Consider the following 19,667-nt stretch of genomic DNA (forward strand, 5'->3'; position numbering starts at 1 on the left):
ACATCAGGCAAAGAGGCGCATGGGCTGTGCGACCGGCGGGGGCAGGCGCAGGTCGCGCTGCAGGCGGGCGGCGAAACGGTCGGGCGCCATGAGGTCGTTGACCGATGCCCAGTGATTGCGATCGCCGCAGTGGTCGTCACGGCCGCGAACGCGGCGATAGAGGACTTCCCGGCCCGGGCCCGAACAGCCGAGCGAGAGCTGCACCCACGCCTCCTCGCCATGGAGCGTGATTTCGCCGGAGACCGCGGGGCCGCCCTTGTTGGAGCGAATGTCGTAGGTCCCGTCGCAGAGGCCGAGGGCGTCGGCCAGGCGCCGCATCGCGGAGCGGCCCTCGGAATGGAAGAGCCGCTTGGCGGCCTCGTCATAGCTGACGCCGCGATAGGCCAGATTTCGCAGCACCGGGGTGCGGCGGATTTCGGCAATCTGGTCCATGCAGGTGCGCCGAAGCTCCAGGCTGGACGGCCGATCCTCGCACACTGCGCTCAGATGGCGGACGAGCAGGATCACGGCAGGATCGGTTTCCGCATCCTTGCCGGCGTTGCGGCAATCCTTGATTGCGGCGCCGATGGCGTGGAGGGTGGTGAAGACCGTGATCAGCGAGCTGGGATCGAGCGCTTGCTGATGGCGCATGGCGACGTCGTAAGTCATGGGGAGGCCCTCCGGTCTTGAGCGAAAATCCGCTCAAACGGCCCTCTCCCCCTCCCCTTTCTCCCGTGGGCGGCCTCGGGGAGCGCTGACTCTCAGGCGGCGATCGGCAGCGGAATGGGAACGCTCTGCCCCGTGGCAATGTTGATGAAGGCCCCCGCATGCCCGATCGATCCTCGACCAATGAGGTCAAAGAGCAGCGCCAGGGCATGGCTCGCCACGACTCTGTTCACGAAGAGCGATTGACGCTCCAGGGCCTCGGCCATCGAGCATGACGGCGCATCGTCATCCGGTAGGGTCTCGTCCGCGATCTCCGGAAAATATTCGAGGACCGTGGGAGGTAGTTGATGGTCGGCCTCGGCCTCGTGGTTCGGGCAGCCGAGAATGAATTGTCCATCGCCCGCGCGATTGCCGAGGTCCATCCAGTAGGTCGGCGGGCTCCGCCCGGCCACCAGTGCTGCTCCTATGGCCCGGCGCGCGGAGGCGGTATCGACGCAGGTGATGAGAATATCAGCGCCGTCGAGCTTGGCGGCCTCGGGCGCCCGTCCGTGTACCGCCGTCCAGGCAAGGCCGTGAGCGAGATTGACCCGCTCGGTCAGGGTCCGGGCCTTGGAGTTGCCGATGTCGCATCGATAGAAGGGCTGTCGGCCGAGATTGGCTTCGCTGACGATGTCATCGTCGACGACGGTCACGTCGAGCGAGCGAGAGGAAATGGCGCGCAGTGCGGTGTCCAGCGAGGCGAGGCCCATCAGCATCTGCGCTCCGTTGCCGCCGCAACCCACGAGCACGACCTTGATCGCCCCGCTGCCAAGGGCCGCGGGCAGATAGTGGCGGGCAGGCGGATCAGAGCTCATGATAGTCTCCAGAAAATGGGCTGCGCGGAAGCGGCAGGAACATCCCGCCGGCGCACAGCCGGGAGGCGATTGTCGGGCCATCCGCGTGACCGAGACGTCCGACCACCATGGAAATCTTGGTCGCGTGTGCGTCGTCGGCGTCGTCGGTTGCGCTGAAGAAGGCGGGAGCATGGCCATGGCTGTGGATGTCACAGACGATATGCCGGTGCGGCGGCTGCACGGGTGGACGGTAGGTGAGGTGCGACGGCGTCGCGTGGTCGATCTGGGGGAGATCGAGCGTGAATTGCCGATCGTTCTCATCCCAGACGATGAACGCCGCGGCCTCGTTCGGCAGAGCGGCCCGAAAGTGCTTGAGGACTTGTGCCAACAGCTCTGCCGGTATCAGTCCGCAGCGCAGATCCGCGCGCCCGGCGCCAATGCTTCCATACGGGAGATAAGCTGGAATAGGCGGTGTGACGGGCAGGTCCAGAGCGAGCCAGGCCCGGCGCAGGATCAAGCAGACACCGTCGCGGCCGACGACGAGGCATTGACCGACACGGGCTTCGCGAACCGCGTCGATGGCAGGGGATTGCCCACTGGGCGGCACCGGATAACATGGCGCGGCCGCCAGGACGGCAGCGGAGGTCGGGTCTTCGGCAAGGGCTATCATCGGCGGGACTTTCCGTAGATCAAGTCACCAAGCGTCATCGGCTCGGCCTTGGTGCCCCCTCGTGGGACGGCTTGACGACGATCGCCAACGAACGCCTTCAGGCGTTTGACCGGGAAGCGTGTCGCGCGGGTCGCCGCGAGATTGTCCCAGAGCCGCACGAGACCGCCCTTTCCCGTGACGGTCAGCTCCTGGCCCGGATTGGGGTGCGTCGACCAGGAGTCAAAAAGCGCACGTTCGAATTCGGGAATGGCCGCCACCTCCAGCGATGTCGGCCTCGGAATGTTGCCCCAACACAGCGAGCCATTGAGGAAGACGTTGAGGATGGGCGAATGAAGCAGGATGGTCTCGGCCGTGGGCCGCTCGCTGCGGCCAAGGGCATAGACACCAAGCCTACGCCGAGTGGCGACAAGGACGTGCGCGGGATATGCGACCGGGACAACGGTACGGCCAGCAAGCGCACGAAGGCCCGCCGGCGGGGTCGACAGGTTGAAATATGCTGGCCGCACCTGCGCGGGCACCCACCAGACGAGCAGATCGGGATGCGCAACGAGCACCGTCTCGGGGAGAATTTGGGGCGCGGCGACGCGGCCGAGCGCCTGCGACCAATGCCGCAAATGTGCTCGTGTCAAAGGCGTCCCGGCGGCGATAGTCGGTGCGCCGGCGGCGTCATGGTCGATCTGGTGGATGCTGGCGAAAGCGTCGGCATCCTCGTCGGGGGTAAGATGGGAACCGAGGCCGCGGGCCCCGTTGCTTCTGTAAAGCAGGATGGCGTTGGTCAGCACCAATCCGCCGGCAGTTCGCTCGAACTGCACGCAATGGTCGGTCATGTCGGCCTCGCTATTCGGGGGGATAGAGTTCGATTAGGTGTCTGGCAGCGCGCAGAAGCCGGGCGCCAACCGCGAGCGAGGCAAGCCATGCATCGATTGCTGCGATTTGTGTCATCGGGCAGAGACCCGTCACGTCCATGAAGCCATACTCCATGCCGTGGCGCCCGACATCGTCGACCTCGACCGCGAACTGCTCGACGGGAACGAGGGTCAGCGGCGGCAGTGGCGAGCATTCCTCGATGCCGGGGACATATTCGTAGAGAACGTCCATCTCTACGCGCCAGGCATGATGCTCGTCGGGCAGATCGGTGAGTGCCGCGTGAGCATCGCGTAATTCGCGCAAGGCCCGGCGAAGGACAATCGGTAGCTTCGACTGAGGCGCCGCCTTTGCTGCGAACATCCATTCCGGCCGCTTGGCATTCATGGCGGACGGCATGATTTGGGCGTCGATTTCGCTGGGATCAGCCCCGTGGTAGGCGATCAGGGCTTCGCGGGCGGCCCCATCTTCGGTCTCGCCATCCCAATAGTACATCGAGATATTGTCGAAGAGATCGTCATAGCAGAACACCGGGAGAGCGCTTCCGAGCGTGCGCTCGAGCGCCCGGTAGGCCGCCGCGCGCCACGGGATCGGCCGATTGCTGTCCTCGATCCATCCAAGATCCAACTGTCCGACGCTATCGCAGACGATGGCGATCGCCGGCGCGCCGCAGGATTCCCCGTTGAGGAGGACGACGCGCAAGTCCGCGATCGTACAGCTTCGCAGGATGTCCAGGACCTTCGCCGTGAAGACCTGCTCGATGCGCCGCCGTGCCTCGGGGCGCGTCAGACGCGCTGTCGCCCCCTCCTTCGACACCACCCAGCTGCCCACCAGCTTGTGATGGGCTACGAGCGAGCGATCGAAGATCACGGGAATATCGGGCGAGAAGCGGACGGACCGTCCGGCGAGGTCAGCCGAGCGGTGGGAGGGGCAGGCCGATGGGTGGAGCGATGGGATCGGCGGGACCGTCCTCTTGCGTGCCCGCGCAAAGGACGATCTGCGCATGGAGGGCTTGGGCCTGTTTGCTGCAGGTTGGCCGGGAAAGTCCGGAAGTGTCGCCATGGTCGTTCTCGATCCATTCGAGGAGCGTGTTGCGCGGTGCTGCGGGGATGGCCGCTGTTCGCGGGCGTGCCACCTCAGCCCTTCGTGCCGACCGCGCGGCGATATTCGGTGACATGGACACCGCCGGTAACCCCGGCATCCACCAGGTCGGCATTGAGGATCGCCGGGTAGAGGGTGGCGTGATAGGCGCGCAGCCCTTGCGGGTCGTTGGCAAGGTGCGGCGGCTGCGGGAGGTCGATACCGTCATAGCGGTAGACCCGGGCAAGGTGATCGATCTGCATCGTAATGTCCTCGTTGGAATGGCAAAGGGGCGCCGGTTCATCCCGTCACCAAAGACTGGCGGGTTCCTCCGATTTGGCATCGGCCGGAAGGGCGCCCGGTGCTGGCGCAGCCGGCGCGATGGTCGTGGGGCCTGCCGACTTGGGAGGCGTCGATGCCGCCTTTGCCTTCGCCGCCTCGGCGGACGCTGCGCGGGCGGCCTCGGCCGCGCCCCGCTGGGTGGCGATCTGGTCAGCGAGCGTCTTGCGCGCGGCAATCAGTCCGCCAAGGGCGCCGTCGGCACCCTTCGAGAGCTCGGCATCGATCTCAGCGGCCGTCGCTGTGATCGAGATCGGACGCAGCTCGCCGGCCTCGGCCTTGTGCGTTTTCCCCTCGGCGATGCGGGGAATGATGATGAGGGTGACAACATCGTCAGCGCCGGCGACGAGATCGAAGGCGAGCGAATAGCTGCCCAGCAAGGGCAATAGGCTTGAGATCAGCATGTTGGTGGTTCCTTGATTGGAAGGCTGGTGGGGTCAGGCGGCCAGGTCGGCGACCACCTCCTCGGTCTCAGCGGGCGGAAGAAACTGGGGCGGCGAATAGCGGCCATTGAGGGCCATCGCGCTCGGCACCCGGTCGGCCCAGTCGAAGCCAACCGCATTCAACATGCCGGAGATGAGGTCGGCCTTCTTGGCGCCAAGCAGTTTGGCGAAGGCTTTCTCGCCCATATGCGCCACCAGGCCGCATTCGCCGGCGATGAATTTGAGCTCGTCCTTCGTGTAGCGTTCGAGGAATGAGCGATCGACCTGCCAGACCGTCCGAATGTCGATGCCGAAGGCGCTGGCAAGATCGGCGACATGCGTAAACGACTGGACGTCCCGGGCATAGGCGGCCCCGATCGCGGCGAGCACCGTCGTGGCTTGTCCCTCCGACAGCTCACGGATCTCTGCGATCTTGTCCTTGAAACCGCGATCGGGGAACGCGGCGTCGACCAGCAGCGCGGCGCGCGAGGTCAAAGTGCCTGCCTTGATGTGCGACAGTGTGCCGGTCAGCGCCGCCACGAGGATCGCCGCCTGCGCAGCCGATGGATCGTCAGCCAGCCCGCGCGCGAGTGCCGTCCGCCAGGTCGCCTCTCGCAGGTCGGCGGTGCGACCCGCGATGGACTTTGCGGTGATGCTCGGCCCGGTGCTGGTGGAAACCTTGCGCACGACGGTCCCGCGGCCGGCCAGAGGTGCCACGGGCGCGGCGTCATCGATCAGGCTGCCAGTTTCTCCGCCATCCTCGATTTCGTCGCCATCGTCGGCAAGATCGGCCTCGTCGCCATCATTGGACCCGATTGCTGCGGCGGCATCCTCGGCCTCGGCGGCCGCCTCCGCTTCACGGCGCGCGGCTTCGACGACTTCGGTCTTGAGCTGGAAGCAGGTGGCATTGGTGCAGTGACCATCGTCGACATGGGTGTCGAACAAGGCGCGCTGCGTCCCCGAATTGAACGGACAAGTCATGCATTCCGTCTTGTCGAAGAGGGCGTCGGCCAGACGCTGGGTGACACGCATCAGGAGGTCGCGGGTCTTGGCGATATCAAGGCTAGCCGCGATGATCGTCTCGAGCGCCTTGTCCTGCTTGTCGGCGGGAACGGCGGCCAGCAGCTCGGCGTGTCCGACCTTGATGCGGCGCTCGTCGAGCGCGGTTTTGACGGTGTCGGAAAGGTCGGCGAGCGCGAGGCGGCGATCGAGCTTCGCCCGAGACCAGCCAAGCCGCCGGGCAGCCTCGGCGCGGTCGCCTTGACACGCCGCGAGGTAGCGAACGGCCGCGTCTGCCTGCTCAGTCTCCGAGGGGTCATCTCGATCGTCGTTTTCGGCAATAGCGGCATCGAGCGCCTCCTGATCCGTCATCTCCCGGATCAGGACCGGCACCTCCCCGTCTTCGCCGAAGGCTTCCATGGCGGCTCGGAAGCGGCGCCCACCGGCGACGATCGTGAAATGCTCCGGCAGGTCGGCAGCGGGCCGAACCAGCATCGGCTGCAGCATGCCTCGCAAACGCAGGGAGGCGACGAGTTCGTCATGCTTCTTCCGGTCGAAATAGCGGCGCGGATTATAGCCCACGGCAATCCGGGCGAGCGGGACCATGGCGGTTCCGACAGGGTGCGATGCGGTCAAGGCGGTTCTCCTAGTGAGAATGGCGGTGCACGCGCTTGCTCGCGACGCGCACCCTTTCGGTGAGCCTGATGCTCACCCTTCCACTCCCCCTCCCCTTTCACCGCTCCGCCGTCTGGTCATGGAAGATGTCGGCCGCCCATTGCTCGAGCCACGGCTCGAACATCTCATCATGATCAAGATCGCCGGACTCGATGAGATCGCGGATTTCGGTACGGGCCTGCGCGATTGCGGCCTCCCAGGGATCGATCGGCGGAGGATCTGCGTCAGCAGGCCGTTGCTGCGGAAGGCGGCGCGGCCGCTCGGTTAGTCGGTGGTACTGACCGGCGAGCCATTGCTCCATGTAATCGGCCACGACGCGATCGGTCTTGGAGATCCCCGCCTTCAGGGCTGCCCGACGCGCACCGACGCCATAGGCCTGGCTGTCGATCGACGCGACCCGGTGTGCGAAAGGCAGAAGGAAGGGCAGTGCCGTGCCCTTGACGCCGAATGCGTGGAGCAGAACACCGGCCGGAAGAATCTGATCGAGATGGTCGATGACCGCGATCAGGCCTTCCGGTCCGTGAATATCGCGCCGGCACATGCTTCCGACACCGATCAATGCGCCGGGGCGGAGCGAACCCCAGAGCGCATCGACACAGCGCTCATAGTCGGATGGTCGCCGGCCCTGGATCACAGGCATCAGTCTGTCGGCTATTCCGGCATCCTCGCCCAGGATGCGGCAGTCGCGATTGGCGCGGATGGTGCGCGACAGGCGGTCGAAGACTTCGTCGCGATCTCGCGCGATCTCAGCCTCGACGCAGTAATCGGCACTTGCCCACCATTGGAATGGATAGGCCGCCGCGAGCGATACATAGTCCGACAGGGACCACGGGAAGCCACCATAGCGCGCAGTCGCGACGAAGCCTGCGGAGTCCAGGCAGAGGCCGGACAAACCCCGTGCATTCTGGAGTTGCCCCAGGCGCCATCCGGTCCATTCCCGCCAGCCGCGCTTTTCGGACCAACGTGAAAGCGCGTTCGCCGAGATGAGCGCGGTCCGGCCAAGCGCGCGTGCCCGCTGAAGGATCGGCCCATCGTTCAGGTGCGGAAGGCCGACGATGACGTTGATGGGCATGATGCGCGCTCCGCTCGCAACGGAAGCACGCGGACAATTGACGGTCGCGCATGTTCACGTTACGTTCTAATGAGTAGGAGATTTGCCATGACGACGCCCAGCATCCGACACCTGTTCGATCTCGACATAACGCTGCGGGATGCGGCGCTGGATATGGAGAACCGGCCGACCCGTCGGATGATCGCCAATGCGGCGATCGGCATGCATGTCGAGGACGCCTACTATTCGGTGCGGGAGCTGCGCGAGGCGGTAAGCTGGGTGCATGAAGGGGTTTCGGCGGGCAAGCTGAAGCTGGCGGAGATCCTGGGCAATGATGGTGCCGACGATTTTCAGCGCTGCATCTATTTCTGCCTCGCCGGCCGCGGCGTGGTGTCGATGCTCGACGATCTTGAATGGCTGGAGGATCTGCTGGAGCGGCGCGGGCGCATCGCAGGCGAACAGAAGCGCCTGAAGGAGACGGTGATGCCGCTCGTGAACCCCTATGTGGCCGACGCGCCCGATGGGCCGTTGGTCAGGATGGACGGAAATTTCGAGCAGGGACCATCTTGGTGGGCCGACCCGACTTTGTCGGCCTGACCATCAGCGCTCGCAGCTCAGGCGGTTCCCGTGCCGCCAGCGCGACGGTTCGATCCAGTCTCCGGCAAAGGCCCCTGCCCTTTGCCTCCTGGCCGAAGCGAAGGCCGCATTATATGCGCGCAGGCGAGCGGGATCGTCTCTGAGATAACTCGCCTGCGGGGTCGCGAGACCCGCGCGGATAAGACGCTCTCCCAAATCCGCGCCGTCGACTGTAACGACCGCAACGGGGCGGCCATAAGAAGACGAAGACACGAGCCGGATCGTCGCGGCCTTGGAGCGCAGGGCGTTCGCGGCGAAATCCTGTGCGGCCTTCCCACACTGCCAACATCCCGAGGCGCGCCGACAGAGCTGCCCGCGCTCGAATGCGTCGACCCCAAGCAACCGGAAATCGACGGCCACGGTATCGCCATCGAGCGCCCGCGCCTTCGCGTCGAAACTCTGAGACCATGAGGGCGATGTGAGAGCGGCTCCGCCCGCGAGGATGATGGCCGCCGCGATCCGGATCAAAATGTCATCTCCACCTCGACATGATCATCGGCCGCCGGCGTCGTGCAGACCCGGAATGGTTGCAGCGGATCGCCAGTGCGGACGATCGACAGCCTACCCGGCCGCTCGTCGAATAGGCGACCTGCGACGCGATTGGCGTTCTCGCGGCTGCAAAGCTGCAGACGCTTGGGCGACAATTCAAGACACGCGGCAAACATGATGGCTTCTCCCTGCTGCGGGAATGATACTGGCTGACGCACTCATGCAAAGATCGTCTTGTGAACCTTAGTGACCGGCAGGATCGTCCAGTCGCGCTCCATGAACCGGCTGATCGCATAGCCGCAGCGAGTCGCGGGATCGCGGAAACTCAGGCGGCGGCCGCGCTTCACGACGATAAATTCGTCACCCACATGACCATCGGAGAAGGTCAGCGCCTGGGCCAGTTTGATCCGGTCGCCGTCCTCGATCTTGCGCGATCGGCGGGCCAGGTTGGCACGGCACCGCGCGCGCCAGTCGAGGGCGTGCTCCCGGTCGGTCGGGGTCAGAAGGTCGAGAATGTGGCGGGGACAGCTATCCTCATAGGGGCCGACAGATTCGTCCAGTCGGGTAGGATTGGTGCTGCTCATGGAGTCAGCCCTGATCCCCCCGCCGAACCGCACGTGCAGCTTTCACCGCATGCGGCTCTCCACTGTGACGAACCATCACTTTGCCGTAGATCGGGCAGGCGGCCTCTGTGAGTATCCCAGTGGCATTGCTCGCACAGGACCACCGTCCTGCGGGCGCGTGCCACCTTCATTCTCACGACAAAACCGCGGTGCGAAACATCGGCCATCCCCCGGATATGGTGCACCTGACACGGAACATCGGATCGACCGCAAGCCTCGCATTGCTTGGCATTCTGACGATCAACCCAGTCCGTACGTGAGTGGGTGAACACCTGCGTCCAAGGCTGGATATCAATCCTGGACGAGGTGGCCGGATCACGTTTCAGATGAGCCAGTTTCCAGACTTTGACCGATCGGGGCTGGCCATCGACGTCGTAGCCGATGGTGAATTCCTGCCCCGTCCTCATGCGGGCCAAGACCGCTCGCACATTGGTTTTGTGCTTGCTGGCCAAGGTCTTGAACAAGCTCCACCGCTGGAGAAACTCAAGCCTGTTCAGCTTGAAGCTCACATCCTTGGCGAGAGCATAGTAGTTCGCAAAACCCCGCAATTCGGCGTTGTAAGCTAGGACGATCTCAACGTCGCTGCAGCTGAGCAGCAGGCTACGATGACGCGGCTTCAACACCGACAGATCACCATAACCTTTTGCAGAAGCGAACGCGTGGACCTTCTCCCAAGGGACATGCAGCTGCATCACTTCCGACGGCGGCCTACGAAGGAAGCTGACGGAACCTTGTCGGCTCCGGACAACCCGTTGGCGTGTCGTATATGTGCGGACCTCATATCCAAGGAAGGCGGCTCCATCGCTCGCCTTGCGGATACCGCTTTTCTCCTCGGACACCGTGAGCGCCAGCGCCTCGGTCAGGAATGCCCTGACTTCGGCGAACACGCTTCGTGCATCCTCCTTGCTACCGATAACCCCAATCATGAAGTCGTCCGCGTAGCGACAGTAACGAAGTCGGCGATAACCGGGGTCCATCGCGTCTCTCGACGGGATGGACCGCTTTTGCGGCAGTAAGGTTTGGATTTTGGCCAAGGAGGCCGCAACCTTCACCTCGTCGACATTGTCTTTGGCCCGCAGCATGGTGACGCGCTTCCGTTGTTTCTGGATGCGCCCAGCCAGTCGCCCATATTCCGGGTTCGTGGCACGGACCTTCCCCCTCTCGAAAGCCGCGATCCGTTCCGCCATGAACATATCGAGTTCATGGAGGTAGATGTTGGCCAAGATTGGAGAGACGATACCGCCCTGCGGAGTGCCGCTGTAGGTCCGGGTGTGAACCCGGTCTTCCATAACACCCGCCTTAAGCATGCTGCCGATCAAGCCGATGAATTTCTCGTCATCGATCCTTTTCCGCAACAGCCGCAGGAGGATGTCGTGGTCGATGTTCTCGAAGAACCCCGCGACATCCACATCTACGAGCCATTTCACCCCCGTCCATACGGCTTTGACGTGTTCAAGCGCCGTATGACACGACCGGCCCGGCCGGAATCCATGGGAGGCGTTCGAGAACACCGGTTCATAGATCCGTTCGAGCAGTTGCCGCGCCACTTCCTGAACGAGGCGGTCGTCGCGCGTGGGAATGCCCAGCGGACGCCGTTTGCCCTTGCCTTTCGGGATAAACACCCGACGCACTGGTTTGGGATCATAGGTCCCTGCCGTCACGCTGGCGATAATCGGGTCGAGGTCTTCCGGTCCGAAGTCCGCGAAGGTCTCGCCGTCAATACCCGGCGTCATCGCACCCTTGTTGGATCCGATCTTCTGGAGCCCCTCCTCCCAAAGGAGGCGAGACCCCATCAGACGATAGAGTCCATTCACCCTTTTGCCCGACGCAACGAGCGCCGGAATGGCCTCCAACCGGCCTTTCACAGTTTCTGGCAGCATCAGCACACCCCATGATCGGTGGTTGAAGAATCACAGCTGCCGCCCTTCCCCCGGTCTTCCCCGCTTTCGGCCCGATCGCTCGAGACCTTATACAGTTGCACCGCCGCCTCCGAAGAGGTCGATGTCCCGGGCATTACCCCGGGCATTTGAGTAATATGGCGGCTCCGTACCCATGCAGGCCGGCAGAAGCCGCCTGTTTAGGGCATCCCGTAGTTACGCTGAATGGAGATGCGGCGCGGTTAGGTGTCCCGTTCGTCCACTAAACCCCTCGACGAGAGGCGCACCGGATGGGCTGAGAAACAGGCGGCCAAGACATGAGACCGCTGTCATCATCCGGACCTGGCGTGACAGTCGCTTTCGCCAGTATCGCTATATAGATTGCTGCAGACTGGGATTTAAGCAGTGTAGCCTTCACCATACGCACCTTGCCCTGACCGTCATCGCCTCCATTTGCGACTAAGACGCATCTGGCCTTTTCCGAACATGCTATTGTTCCCCGTCCCTTTCGGGATTTCAGACCTTGTGAGGCCCGAGGTTAGTCCGGCGAGCAGAGGCATTCTCAACTTACCTCATCATCACTGATACTCCATTTCAGCGCCGCAACGGCGCACTATCCTTGTAGCCGAAATGCTCGCCGGACTTGCTTTTGGGATTCCACATCACCTTGCAGACGATCGCGAAAACCTCCTTGCCGACGCCGTCGATCATCACCTGAGCCGCAGCATAATAGGTGCGATTCTGGGGGCAGGATGAGGCGAGCACCTTCAGTCCCTTGATCGTCCCGTCCGCCTCGCGGCTATAGGTGAATTGCGCGTCCAGATAATCCTTGGCGGTCTTGTGTCCGCCCATGTGGAAACGGGACATGGTGAGCCAGCCCATCGGTATCTCCTGTGATGTCGGGGAAAATTCGGATTAGCGGCGGTCAGGCCGCCTCGAGGATCTGCCTGACCCCCTCGGCCGATGACGCCGTGTCGTCGCTGTCGCCAAACGCCAGAAGGTAGTTGAAGGCCTGCTCAGCTTTCGAGGCGGCGTGAATGATTGCGGTCTTGTCCGCGCGCAAAATGCCGAGCCAGTGGGCGACGTAGCTCGCATGATTGTCGTGCAGTTCGTTCGGCAGATCCAAATGCGCGCAAATCAGGCCGCTTCCGATCTCAGCCACAAGCTCCTCGAAACTATAAGCTTTGTCGCCGAACCGCTTGCCGAAGGTCCGGGCAAGGCGCGAGCTGCCGCCTGACCAATGAACGGTCTCGTGTGCCCTCACCGAGGCGTAATGATCCATCGTTGTGAATGACCGCCGGTGCGGCATCTGGATGAAATCAAATGTCGGGTGGAAGAAGGCGCGATCGCCGCCATGTCGAACATCTGCCGGCACATGATCGAAGAACTCGTCGATGGCAGCTTGCCGCGCAGATGGATCGATCGGCGCAGGGGTCGCGTCGTCCGGATAGAAATAGGCGGGCAGCCCATCGATCTGATCGGCGTTGAACACGAGATAATGGCGAAGGAAACGAATGCTGCGTTCGCTCTCGGCACCGGTCACCCGGTCCGACTCGGTCTTTTTGAAGCTCGAATAATAGACCGAGAGCGAGCCGTGCTCCCCCCGGCGAACATGGCCGCCGAGCGCTTCGGCCTGGCGATACGTCATCCAGTAGCGCGAGCGATAGCCGTTCGCGTCTGCGATCGCCCAAAGATAGACCGTGTTGATCCCGGTATAGGGCGTGCCGCAGTGTCGGAGCGGACGGCCACCGGCGCCGGCAACCCGCCAGGGCCGAGTCCAGGGCGGGACGCCTTCTTCCAGCTTTCTGATGATGAGGTTGGTGATTTCGGCCGCGACGTCGCGGCTCGGACGGGCTTTCGCAGGCATGGCTGATGCTCCAGCGGGATGACGATGGGGTTCGGGAGAGGCAAGCGTGCGGGAGGGGACGATCGCGCAAGTGGCGCCGACCGCCCCCCTGTCCTGCTGGGTCAGGCTTCGACCGGCTCGATCACCGTATCGTCCGCGACCGAAGCGCCTTCCGCCATGTGATCATCCGACAACGCAGAGCGATCCGGCTCGCCACCGAGACGATCGGTCGGGCACGGGGCCGCAGCACCAAAGCGCATCGCGTCCGGCACCCATGCGAGCACAGCGTCCTTCGTCTCGGGCTCGACAATGGCCGCCCCGGCGAAGAGTTTTTCACAGCTCTCCGAGATCTCCGCCTTCTTCAGGGTGGCGTGCCGAGCCGTCAGCGCGCCGCCGCCGACGTCATGAAGCAGGCTCAAAATGCTGCCCTTGTTGACCCGATCGAAGAAGTTTTCCGCGGTCGGACGCCACCAGCTCGCAACGTCGATCTCGAGGATCGAGGCCAATCGATTGTGGATCGCGACCTGGCCGCTGGCCCCGCGCGGCTTGGCCTCGATCGACATGGCAACGATATAGGCCAGCCACTGCGCCTTGCTGTCGTCATCGAGCGCGCGAAACCCTTCGAACCGATCGATTTCGTGATCGTGGTCGCACCATCCGGCATCAAGGCCATCATGCGCTTCGGCCAGGTAGGACCGGGCGCGTGAGCCGGGCAAATCCGCCGTGACGGGATCCTGCGGGGCATCAGCGCAGATGGTGGTGCCATATTGAACGATCTCGTCGGCAGAACCGCCGCCGGCGAAAACCCGGGCGTCGATCATGACGAACAGCGCGTAATCGAGCGCGAGCGCCGGCTGAGCGAGCAGACAGGATGCGAGAATATCGCGGCGTTGTATGGCAAGCTCGTCGTAGAGCCGATTGCTGAGCGGCTTGCCGCCAGGTGCCACAGCTTCGGGTCGGCGAGCTGGCTCGGGCGAATCCTTCACGCCGACGCGAAACCTGCCCGCCCCGCCCTCGTCGGGTTCGCCGGGATTTCCGCCGCCCGCATCATCGATCGCGTCGGGTTCTTCGACGATGAGCTCCTGCTCGCTATAAAATTGGGTGTCGAGACGCATCTCGCCCTGCGGCGTCAGAAGCAGAAACGCGCCGACATGCGGCCGCAGCTCATCTGGCAGCACGGGCGCGCGATGCTCGATCGCCTCGGCCTCGGCGATCAGTCGGTCATCCTCCTGGTCCAGGGCCTTGTAGGCATCGGGCGAGATGGATTCGTCCTGCATTTCGGCCTCGAGCTCGGCGCGGCGCGCCTCGATCTCGCCAAGGCGGGCGGATTGCTCCTCGGTGAGCGCGGGCGGCTGCAGGATGGCACGGTAGAGGCCGTGGGCGGCGTTGTGGGCGTAGTTGCTGGCGATCGGCCTGATCCAGGCAAGGCCCGTCTCCTCACCGATGCGTCTCGCTTCGGCCTCCATGATGTCGCCGGCGAGACGGTGCGCGATCTCGGGATTGTTCCAGCGGTCGTTGCCGTCGGTGAAGAGGTCGCCATCGACCTTGCCGCCTGCCGCGCGATACCGCTCCTCGCCGACCAGAATCGCGATCGGATCGCTGGCCTTGAGCGTCTCATTGGCGATGACGCGGCGGATGGTGTCGGCCGTTACGTGGCCATTCTGGTAGCTGTTCCAGACCAGAAGCTGCTTGTCGTGGCTTTCGGTCGACGCATAGGCTTTGGCGATGTCGAGCGTGATCTCGCTTTTGCTCAAGGCGTCGAAGATCGGCGCTGCCAGCGAGGCGAGGCGCAGGCGCCCCTCGACGAAGCGACGTGTCACGCCGAAACGCTTTGCGACAGCATCGAGATCGCCGGTCGAGCCGATGAAGTGCTGAAAGGCGCGGCATTCCTCGGCGGGGGTCATCTTGAGCTGATGGAAGTTGGTCGCCGTGGACGTTTCGGACAATTCGGCATCGTCGCCGGTAAGGATCATGACGGGGACATCGAAATCGGCTTCCGAGATCGTACCGCGCTCGGCGAGCAGGCGAAGCGCGCGCCAACGGCGTCCGCCATCGAAGACCTCGAAGGTGCCGCGCGGCTTTTTGGCGGGCGTGACGAGCAGATTCTGAAGGACGCCCTTGGCCTCGATACTGGCGGCCATGGGTTCAATCTGAAGCTGTTCGTCCGGTGCGGTACGGACGTTGATCGGCGAGAGCCGCAGCTTGGCGAGTTTGATGGTCTGGATCACCGGGGTCACTCCTCTTGGCGTCCGGCAATTCCCGGACACCACCCCGTTCCCCCTTCCCTCTTTCCCAAGAGCGGCCTCGGTCGTTTGACCAAGGGCGACCCGCGCTCACCCAGGATCGGCGAGAATGCGCCCAAGGATGTCGGCGGCGATGCTCACCGGAAGGAACACCCGTGTCCGGTACTGAATGATCTCGGTGAAGCAGCCCAAGGATTTCAGCCAGGCGAGCTGATCCGACGGCGCCCCGACTATCTCGATGCGATGATTTCGGTTCACCATCGCGCGGCGGATCGTCATGGGGAATGGGCGGGCAACATCAACGCTTCGACCGGAATGGGCCGATTTGATGATGTCCGAGGGCGGCAGGTTCTCGGCGCGATCGATGCCGAGCTTGGTGAAAAGCTGGACAACGTGCTCGTCGAAAACGAGGCGGCCGAGCCAGCTATTTCCCGCTTTGTCAGCGATGCGGTTGACCACCAGATGATCGCTGGGCAGCGCCGACCAGATCGGCAGAAGCAAGCCGGTCGCGAGGCGGATCGTCTCGGTGTCGACCTTGTTCGCCGCTTCATCGGCTTCGGCCTGCCATTTCGCGCAGAAGGCGTCCCGATCGACTATTTTCCAGGCGCTCTCGAAGAGCTCATGCTCGCGGATATATTCCCGCCGGGTCGGCCTCGTCAGCTCGAAGCGCGGGATCGGCGTTCCGTCCTTCTCCTCCATGAGCGCTCGGGCGCGGGTCTGCAGCGCGACCATCCCCGACTTGGCGTTGAGCAGAAATACGGCGGTGCTATCGCTGTCGGCGATACGCAGCACGCGCTCCAAGGTGACAGGGGTCCGCCGCCGCGCGATCTCGATGGTCAGCAAGTGCGACGTCGCCCCGCTGACCGGGTCGGTCCGGAGCAGTGTGTCGTCGATCAAGGTGGCGGAATCGACGAGGATCGTCTCGACACCGACATCGAGCCGGCCAGCCTCCCTCGCCGCCGATACCCGTGTCTCGACCAGGGACAGAAACTCATCGAAGATGCTGTTCTGCAGGCCGATGGGAAGCGCGAGGATGCGATTTAGCCATCGCTGGATGGGCGGCAGTTCCTCTTTCAGGACGCCGTCCTTGTCGCAGAGCTCGAGACCGGTCCGATCCTCGAATTCCGAATGCGAGATGCTCTTGAGCTTGCCATCGACCAGCAAGTGGAACCACGTCACCAGCGCAGCGCAAGCATATTCGCTCTCCAGATTATCAGCCGGGTCGAAGAGATTCTGACCGCCGGTCTGGCGCTGACCCCGTGTGAGTGCGCCGAGGCTGTCGAGCCGCCTCGCAATCGTGCTGGTGAAGCGGAGTTCGCCTTTGCAGTCGGTCGTGACGGGCCGGAACAGTGGCGTGCTCGCCTGATGGGTCCGATGGGTTCGGCCAAGGCCCTGAATGGCGCGGTCCGCGCGCCAGCCCGGCTCGAGCAACAGATGGACGCGTTGCTCCTGGTTCGGCACGTCCATTGATGCGTGATAGGATCGCCCCGTCCCGCCGGCGTCCGAGAAAATGAGGACGCGCTTCAGCCCCTGCATGAAGGCCGCGGCCTCGGCCTGACTGGTACGGGTCGAACGGGTTTCCAGCTTCTGCCGGCCGTCGCCCGTCGAGATTAGGCGTTTTGTCCGCCCAGTGACTTCCGCGACACGATCATGCCCGAAATGCTCCAGGATGCCGTCGAGCGCCGACATGATCGGCGGCAATGCGCAAAGATGCTCGATCATCAGCGCGCGGGCAGCTTCGGCTTCGGGATTGTAGACGGGATTACCCGTCTCGTCCGTCATCGGCTCGGAGCGCTGCGTGCCTGTGTCGTCGGTGAAGACGCGCATTTGGCGAGTAGGGAAAGCGCGCTCGAGATAATCGATGACATATTCACGAGGGCTGAGGTCGATTTCGAGGTCGACGCGCTCATCCGGGCTGAGCATGCCCAATCGCCGGTCGAGGATGGACTCGGCCGTCGTCACCAGTTGAAGCACCACCGACTGGCCCGCCATAAGATGCTCGCCGACCGCGGCGATGACCGTTGGCAGCTTCATCGAAAGCAGCACCTGGCCGAAGAAACGCTGCTTGGTGGACTCGAAGCGCGAGCGGGCCGATGCCTTCGCCCCGCTATTCAAAGTGGTGTTCTCGAGACCATCGACGACGCCGGTGAGTTCCAGGGCTTTTTCCATGTTCCGGTGGATGATGGACCAGGCATTGGCGTAAGTGTCGTAGATCTCGATCTGCGCGGGCGTCAGTTCGTGCCGCAGGATCTCATATTCGACACCGGCGAAGCTCAGCGCTCGCGCCATGTAGAGCCCAGTCGCCTTGAGATCGCGTGCGACCAATTCCATGGCGGCGATCCCGCCCTGGCGAATGCTGGAGATGAATTGCTCGCGATTGGCGAACGCCGTCTCCGGTCCCCAGAGCCCGAGCCGCACGGCATAGGCAAGGTTGTTGACCTCGGACGCCCCCGTCGCAGAGGCGTAGAGGATCCGCGCGGCGGGCAGATGGTTCTGGAGCCGAACGCCGCTGATGCCCTGTTGCGATCCCTCCTTGGCTCCGAGTGCGCCCTCGCCTCCTGCGACACCGCCCATCTCGTGCGCTTCGTCGAAGGCGATGACGCCGTCGAAATCGGCGCCGGCCCAGTCGATGATCTGCTTCAGCCGGCTATGTTCCCCGCGCATCGATCGAAGGGTCGGATAGGTGACCAGAAGGACGCCCTGGTCAAGCCTGATGGGTTCGTCGATCTTCCAGTTCGATATGGGCTGAATGTCACCGGCGAGCCCGCCGAGGGCCGTCCAATCACGGCGAGCATCTTCGAGGAGGGGCGCGTTCTTGGTGACCCAGATATTGCGACGCCGCCCCTGAAGCCAGTTGTCAAGAATGGCGGCCGCGATTTGGCGACCCTTGCCTGCCCCGGTTCCGTCCCCGAGGAAGAAACCCTTTCGGTAGCCGCGGCCCTCCTCCGAGATAACGAGGCCGACACCATCCTTGTCCGGTGCGAAGCGCCCAGGGATCGTCTGAGCCCAGGCATGGCCGGCGTAAACGACGGTTTCGAGCTGGGAGGCCGAGAGCAAACGCTCTGTGACAGTCCGCTCCGGCAGCGAAGGGACGTAATCGGGGATCGGCGCTGGGATTGATCCCATGGCAACGGATTCGACGAGCGCAGTCGGGTGTTCGCCGGCTTTGTCGAAAACCAGGCGGCTTGGCCGATAGGGCAGATAGACGCCGGTCTGTTCGAGCAGCGGCGCCGGGGTTTCGAGCCTGGTGTAAGCAACCGGCAAGACATGGTTGCGCACGGCAGCGTGAAAGGCCCGGGGCATGGGCTTGGCGCTTTTGACCGCTCTGAAGAGCGAGATGCCTCCGCCCCGCTTCGGCGCGGGTGCCGGCTGATCTGCGACAAGGGACAGGCGAGGTGTCACGGTGAGAACGTCGAGCAGTTCCGCGATTGATCCACCCTGGATGACTTCTGGTGCGAGCCTGCCGGCGACCTTGTCGATGACGAAGATTCGCACGTCGATAGACGTGCCGTGTTTGAGATAGCAGCCTTCAAGTCGAACAGAGGCTTGCACTGTCGATCCGCGAAGGACGGTCTCGTAGTGGTCGCGCATTCGGGTGGTCGGTCCGAACCAGTCGGGCATGATGGCAACGAGGCGGCCCCCAGTCTGCAATCGGCGAAGTGCAGCCTGAAGATGCCGAACGGCCGCAAGATCATCGACGCCGCGGCCGAGCGACCGCGAAAACGGCGGATTCATGAGGATCAGGGAAGGACGCGGTGCGTCGCCAAGAGCAGCATCAAGAATCGCCCCATCATGGCCGGTGATCGTTGCGCCGGGGAAAACGCCGTGCAGGCGATCGCGGCGGATCGGATCGAGCTCGTTGAGATGCAGCGATCGATGAGCCCCAAGCTGTGCAACGAGCAAACCGTTGCCGGCGCTGGGCTCGAGAATGACGTCATCCTGCCGGACATCTGCGAGCAGAATCGCGACGGCCGCAATGTCGACAGGAGTCGAGAATTGCTGCCATTCGATCTGGTCTTCGCTCCGCACGGTCTGAGTGGGGAGGCGCTGCGCGAGGTCAATCCGCGCGGCGACATCGGCGAGGCTGGCCAGAGGCGCCAATGATCCACGGAGATGAAGGGCGAGTGCGTGCTCTAGCACCTCGAAGCTTGAGCGCTGCGTCCAGCGTCCTTCGGCATCGGTTCCGCCGAACGCCTGCACCATCGCCCGATTGAGATGTTGACGGGTGACCGGCTCGCCTGACGCCAGTTGGGATAGAAGGATGTGCGCAGCGGCACGGTCGCCGCGCTCGGCGGTCTGAAAAAGGTCGGTCATTTGGGAATCTCCTGCGCGGCTGCATCTGTCGCAGCGACACACCCTCGATCCCCCTCCCCTC

At 63.7% G+C, this 19,667-nt stretch carries 17 protein-coding genes and 1 pseudogene; 1 reads left to right on the top strand and 17 read right to left on the bottom strand.

The features are described 5' to 3' along the window. Positions 1-3: 3 nt before the first annotated feature. The 9 genes from BHE75_RS21960 to BHE75_RS22000 form a co-directional block, all read right to left on the bottom strand. Entirely contained in the window at positions 4-648 is a 645-nt protein-coding gene (locus tag BHE75_RS21960) for a hypothetical protein (protein ID WP_070936326.1), read from the bottom strand. A 92-nt stretch (positions 649-740) separates the two neighbouring features. Further along, positions 741-1,499 carry a PRTRC system ThiF family protein gene (locus BHE75_RS21965; protein WP_070936328.1) on the bottom strand — a complete coding sequence of 253 codons (759 nt, stop codon included), beginning with the start codon at positions 1,497-1,499 and terminating at the stop codon, positions 741-743. Then, positions 1,489-2,148, bottom strand: coding sequence for a PRTRC system protein A (locus BHE75_RS21970; RefSeq protein ID WP_070936330.1), 660 nt, complete (start codon positions 2,146-2,148; stop codon positions 1,489-1,491). The genes BHE75_RS21965 and BHE75_RS21970 overlap by 11 nt, the downstream gene beginning before the upstream one ends. Then, complete coding sequence (locus tag BHE75_RS21975; protein ID WP_070936332.1) at positions 2,145-2,975, bottom strand: PRTRC system protein B; 831 nt, start codon at positions 2,973-2,975, stop codon at positions 2,145-2,147. Before BHE75_RS21975 ends, BHE75_RS21970 begins: the two co-directional genes overlap by 4 nt. A 10-nt stretch (positions 2,976-2,985) precedes the next feature. Continuing rightward, positions 2,986-3,882, bottom strand: a complete 897-nt coding sequence (locus BHE75_RS21980) for a hypothetical protein (RefSeq protein ID WP_237241404.1) — start codon at positions 3,880-3,882, stop codon at positions 2,986-2,988. A gap of 266 nt (positions 3,883-4,148) precedes the next feature. Continuing rightward, positions 4,149-4,355, bottom strand: coding sequence for a PRTRC system protein C (locus tag BHE75_RS21985; RefSeq protein WP_030090566.1), 207 nt, complete (start codon positions 4,353-4,355; stop codon positions 4,149-4,151). 45 nt (positions 4,356-4,400) lie between these two features. Next, positions 4,401-4,835, bottom strand: a complete 435-nt coding sequence (locus tag BHE75_RS21990; RefSeq protein WP_070936336.1) for a PRTRC system protein E — start codon at positions 4,833-4,835, stop codon at positions 4,401-4,403. A gap of 33 nt (positions 4,836-4,868) precedes the next feature. Beyond that, complete coding sequence (locus BHE75_RS21995) at positions 4,869-6,488, bottom strand: PRTRC system ParB family protein (protein WP_376765092.1); 1,620 nt, start codon at positions 6,486-6,488, stop codon at positions 4,869-4,871. A 97-nt stretch (positions 6,489-6,585) separates the two neighbouring features. Beyond that, complete coding sequence (locus BHE75_RS22000; RefSeq protein ID WP_062787883.1) at positions 6,586-7,599, bottom strand: DUF7221 family queuine tRNA-ribosyltransferase-like protein; 1,014 nt, start codon at positions 7,597-7,599, stop codon at positions 6,586-6,588. Between the two features lie 87 nt (positions 7,600-7,686). On the opposite strand from BHE75_RS22000, the gene BHE75_RS22005 reads away from it, so the two are divergent. Then, on the top strand, positions 7,687-8,175 hold the full coding sequence (locus tag BHE75_RS22005; protein WP_070936340.1) for a hypothetical protein: 489 nt from the start codon (positions 7,687-7,689) through the stop codon (positions 8,173-8,175). A gap of 3 nt (positions 8,176-8,178) precedes the next feature. Here BHE75_RS22005 and BHE75_RS22010 read toward each other — a convergent pair whose 3' ends face one another. The 8 genes and pseudogenes from BHE75_RS22010 to BHE75_RS22045 form a co-directional block, all read right to left on the bottom strand. Next, the gene (locus tag BHE75_RS22010) at positions 8,179-8,679 is read right to left on the bottom strand and encodes a thermonuclease family protein (protein WP_369805560.1); all 501 of its coding nucleotides are present in this window, start codon (positions 8,677-8,679) and stop codon (positions 8,179-8,181) included. Further along, positions 8,679-8,879, bottom strand: coding sequence for a hypothetical protein (locus BHE75_RS22015; protein WP_030090560.1), 201 nt, complete (start codon positions 8,877-8,879; stop codon positions 8,679-8,681). Before BHE75_RS22015 ends, BHE75_RS22010 begins: the two co-directional genes overlap by 1 nt. A 42-nt stretch (positions 8,880-8,921) precedes the next feature. Beyond that, positions 8,922-9,287 (bottom strand): DUF6927 domain-containing protein, encoded by a 366-nt coding sequence (locus BHE75_RS22020; RefSeq protein ID WP_176593284.1) that lies wholly within the window; start codon positions 9,285-9,287, stop codon positions 8,922-8,924. Then, a complete protein-coding gene (locus BHE75_RS22025) occupies positions 9,284-11,206 on the bottom strand; it encodes a reverse transcriptase domain-containing protein (protein ID WP_020819409.1) in 1,923 nt (640 codons plus the stop codon). Before BHE75_RS22025 ends, BHE75_RS22020 begins: the two co-directional genes overlap by 4 nt. 612 nt (positions 11,207-11,818) lie before the next feature. After that, a pseudogene (locus tag BHE75_RS22030) lies at positions 11,819-12,085 on the bottom strand (DUF6927 domain-containing protein); the annotation flags it as partial. A gap of 43 nt (positions 12,086-12,128) precedes the next feature. Continuing rightward, entirely contained in the window at positions 12,129-13,070 is a 942-nt protein-coding gene (locus BHE75_RS22035; protein WP_030090556.1) for an ArdC family protein, read from the bottom strand. Positions 13,071-13,171: 101 nt separating this feature from the next. Then, the gene (locus tag BHE75_RS22040) at positions 13,172-15,277 is read right to left on the bottom strand and encodes a ParB/RepB/Spo0J family partition protein (protein WP_037505400.1); all 2,106 of its coding nucleotides are present in this window, start codon (positions 15,275-15,277) and stop codon (positions 13,172-13,174) included. Between the two features lie 105 nt (positions 15,278-15,382). After that, positions 15,383-19,606: a strawberry notch family protein gene (locus BHE75_RS22045; RefSeq protein ID WP_070936342.1), complete on the bottom strand. Its 4,224-nt coding sequence runs from the start codon at positions 19,604-19,606 to the stop codon at positions 15,383-15,385. Positions 19,607-19,667 lie beyond the last annotated feature (61 nt).

The sequence above is a fragment of the Edaphosphingomonas haloaromaticamans genome, from assembly GCF_001853345.1.
In the GTDB taxonomy this organism is placed as follows: domain Bacteria; phylum Pseudomonadota; class Alphaproteobacteria; order Sphingomonadales; family Sphingomonadaceae; genus Sphingomonas_E; species Sphingomonas_E fennica.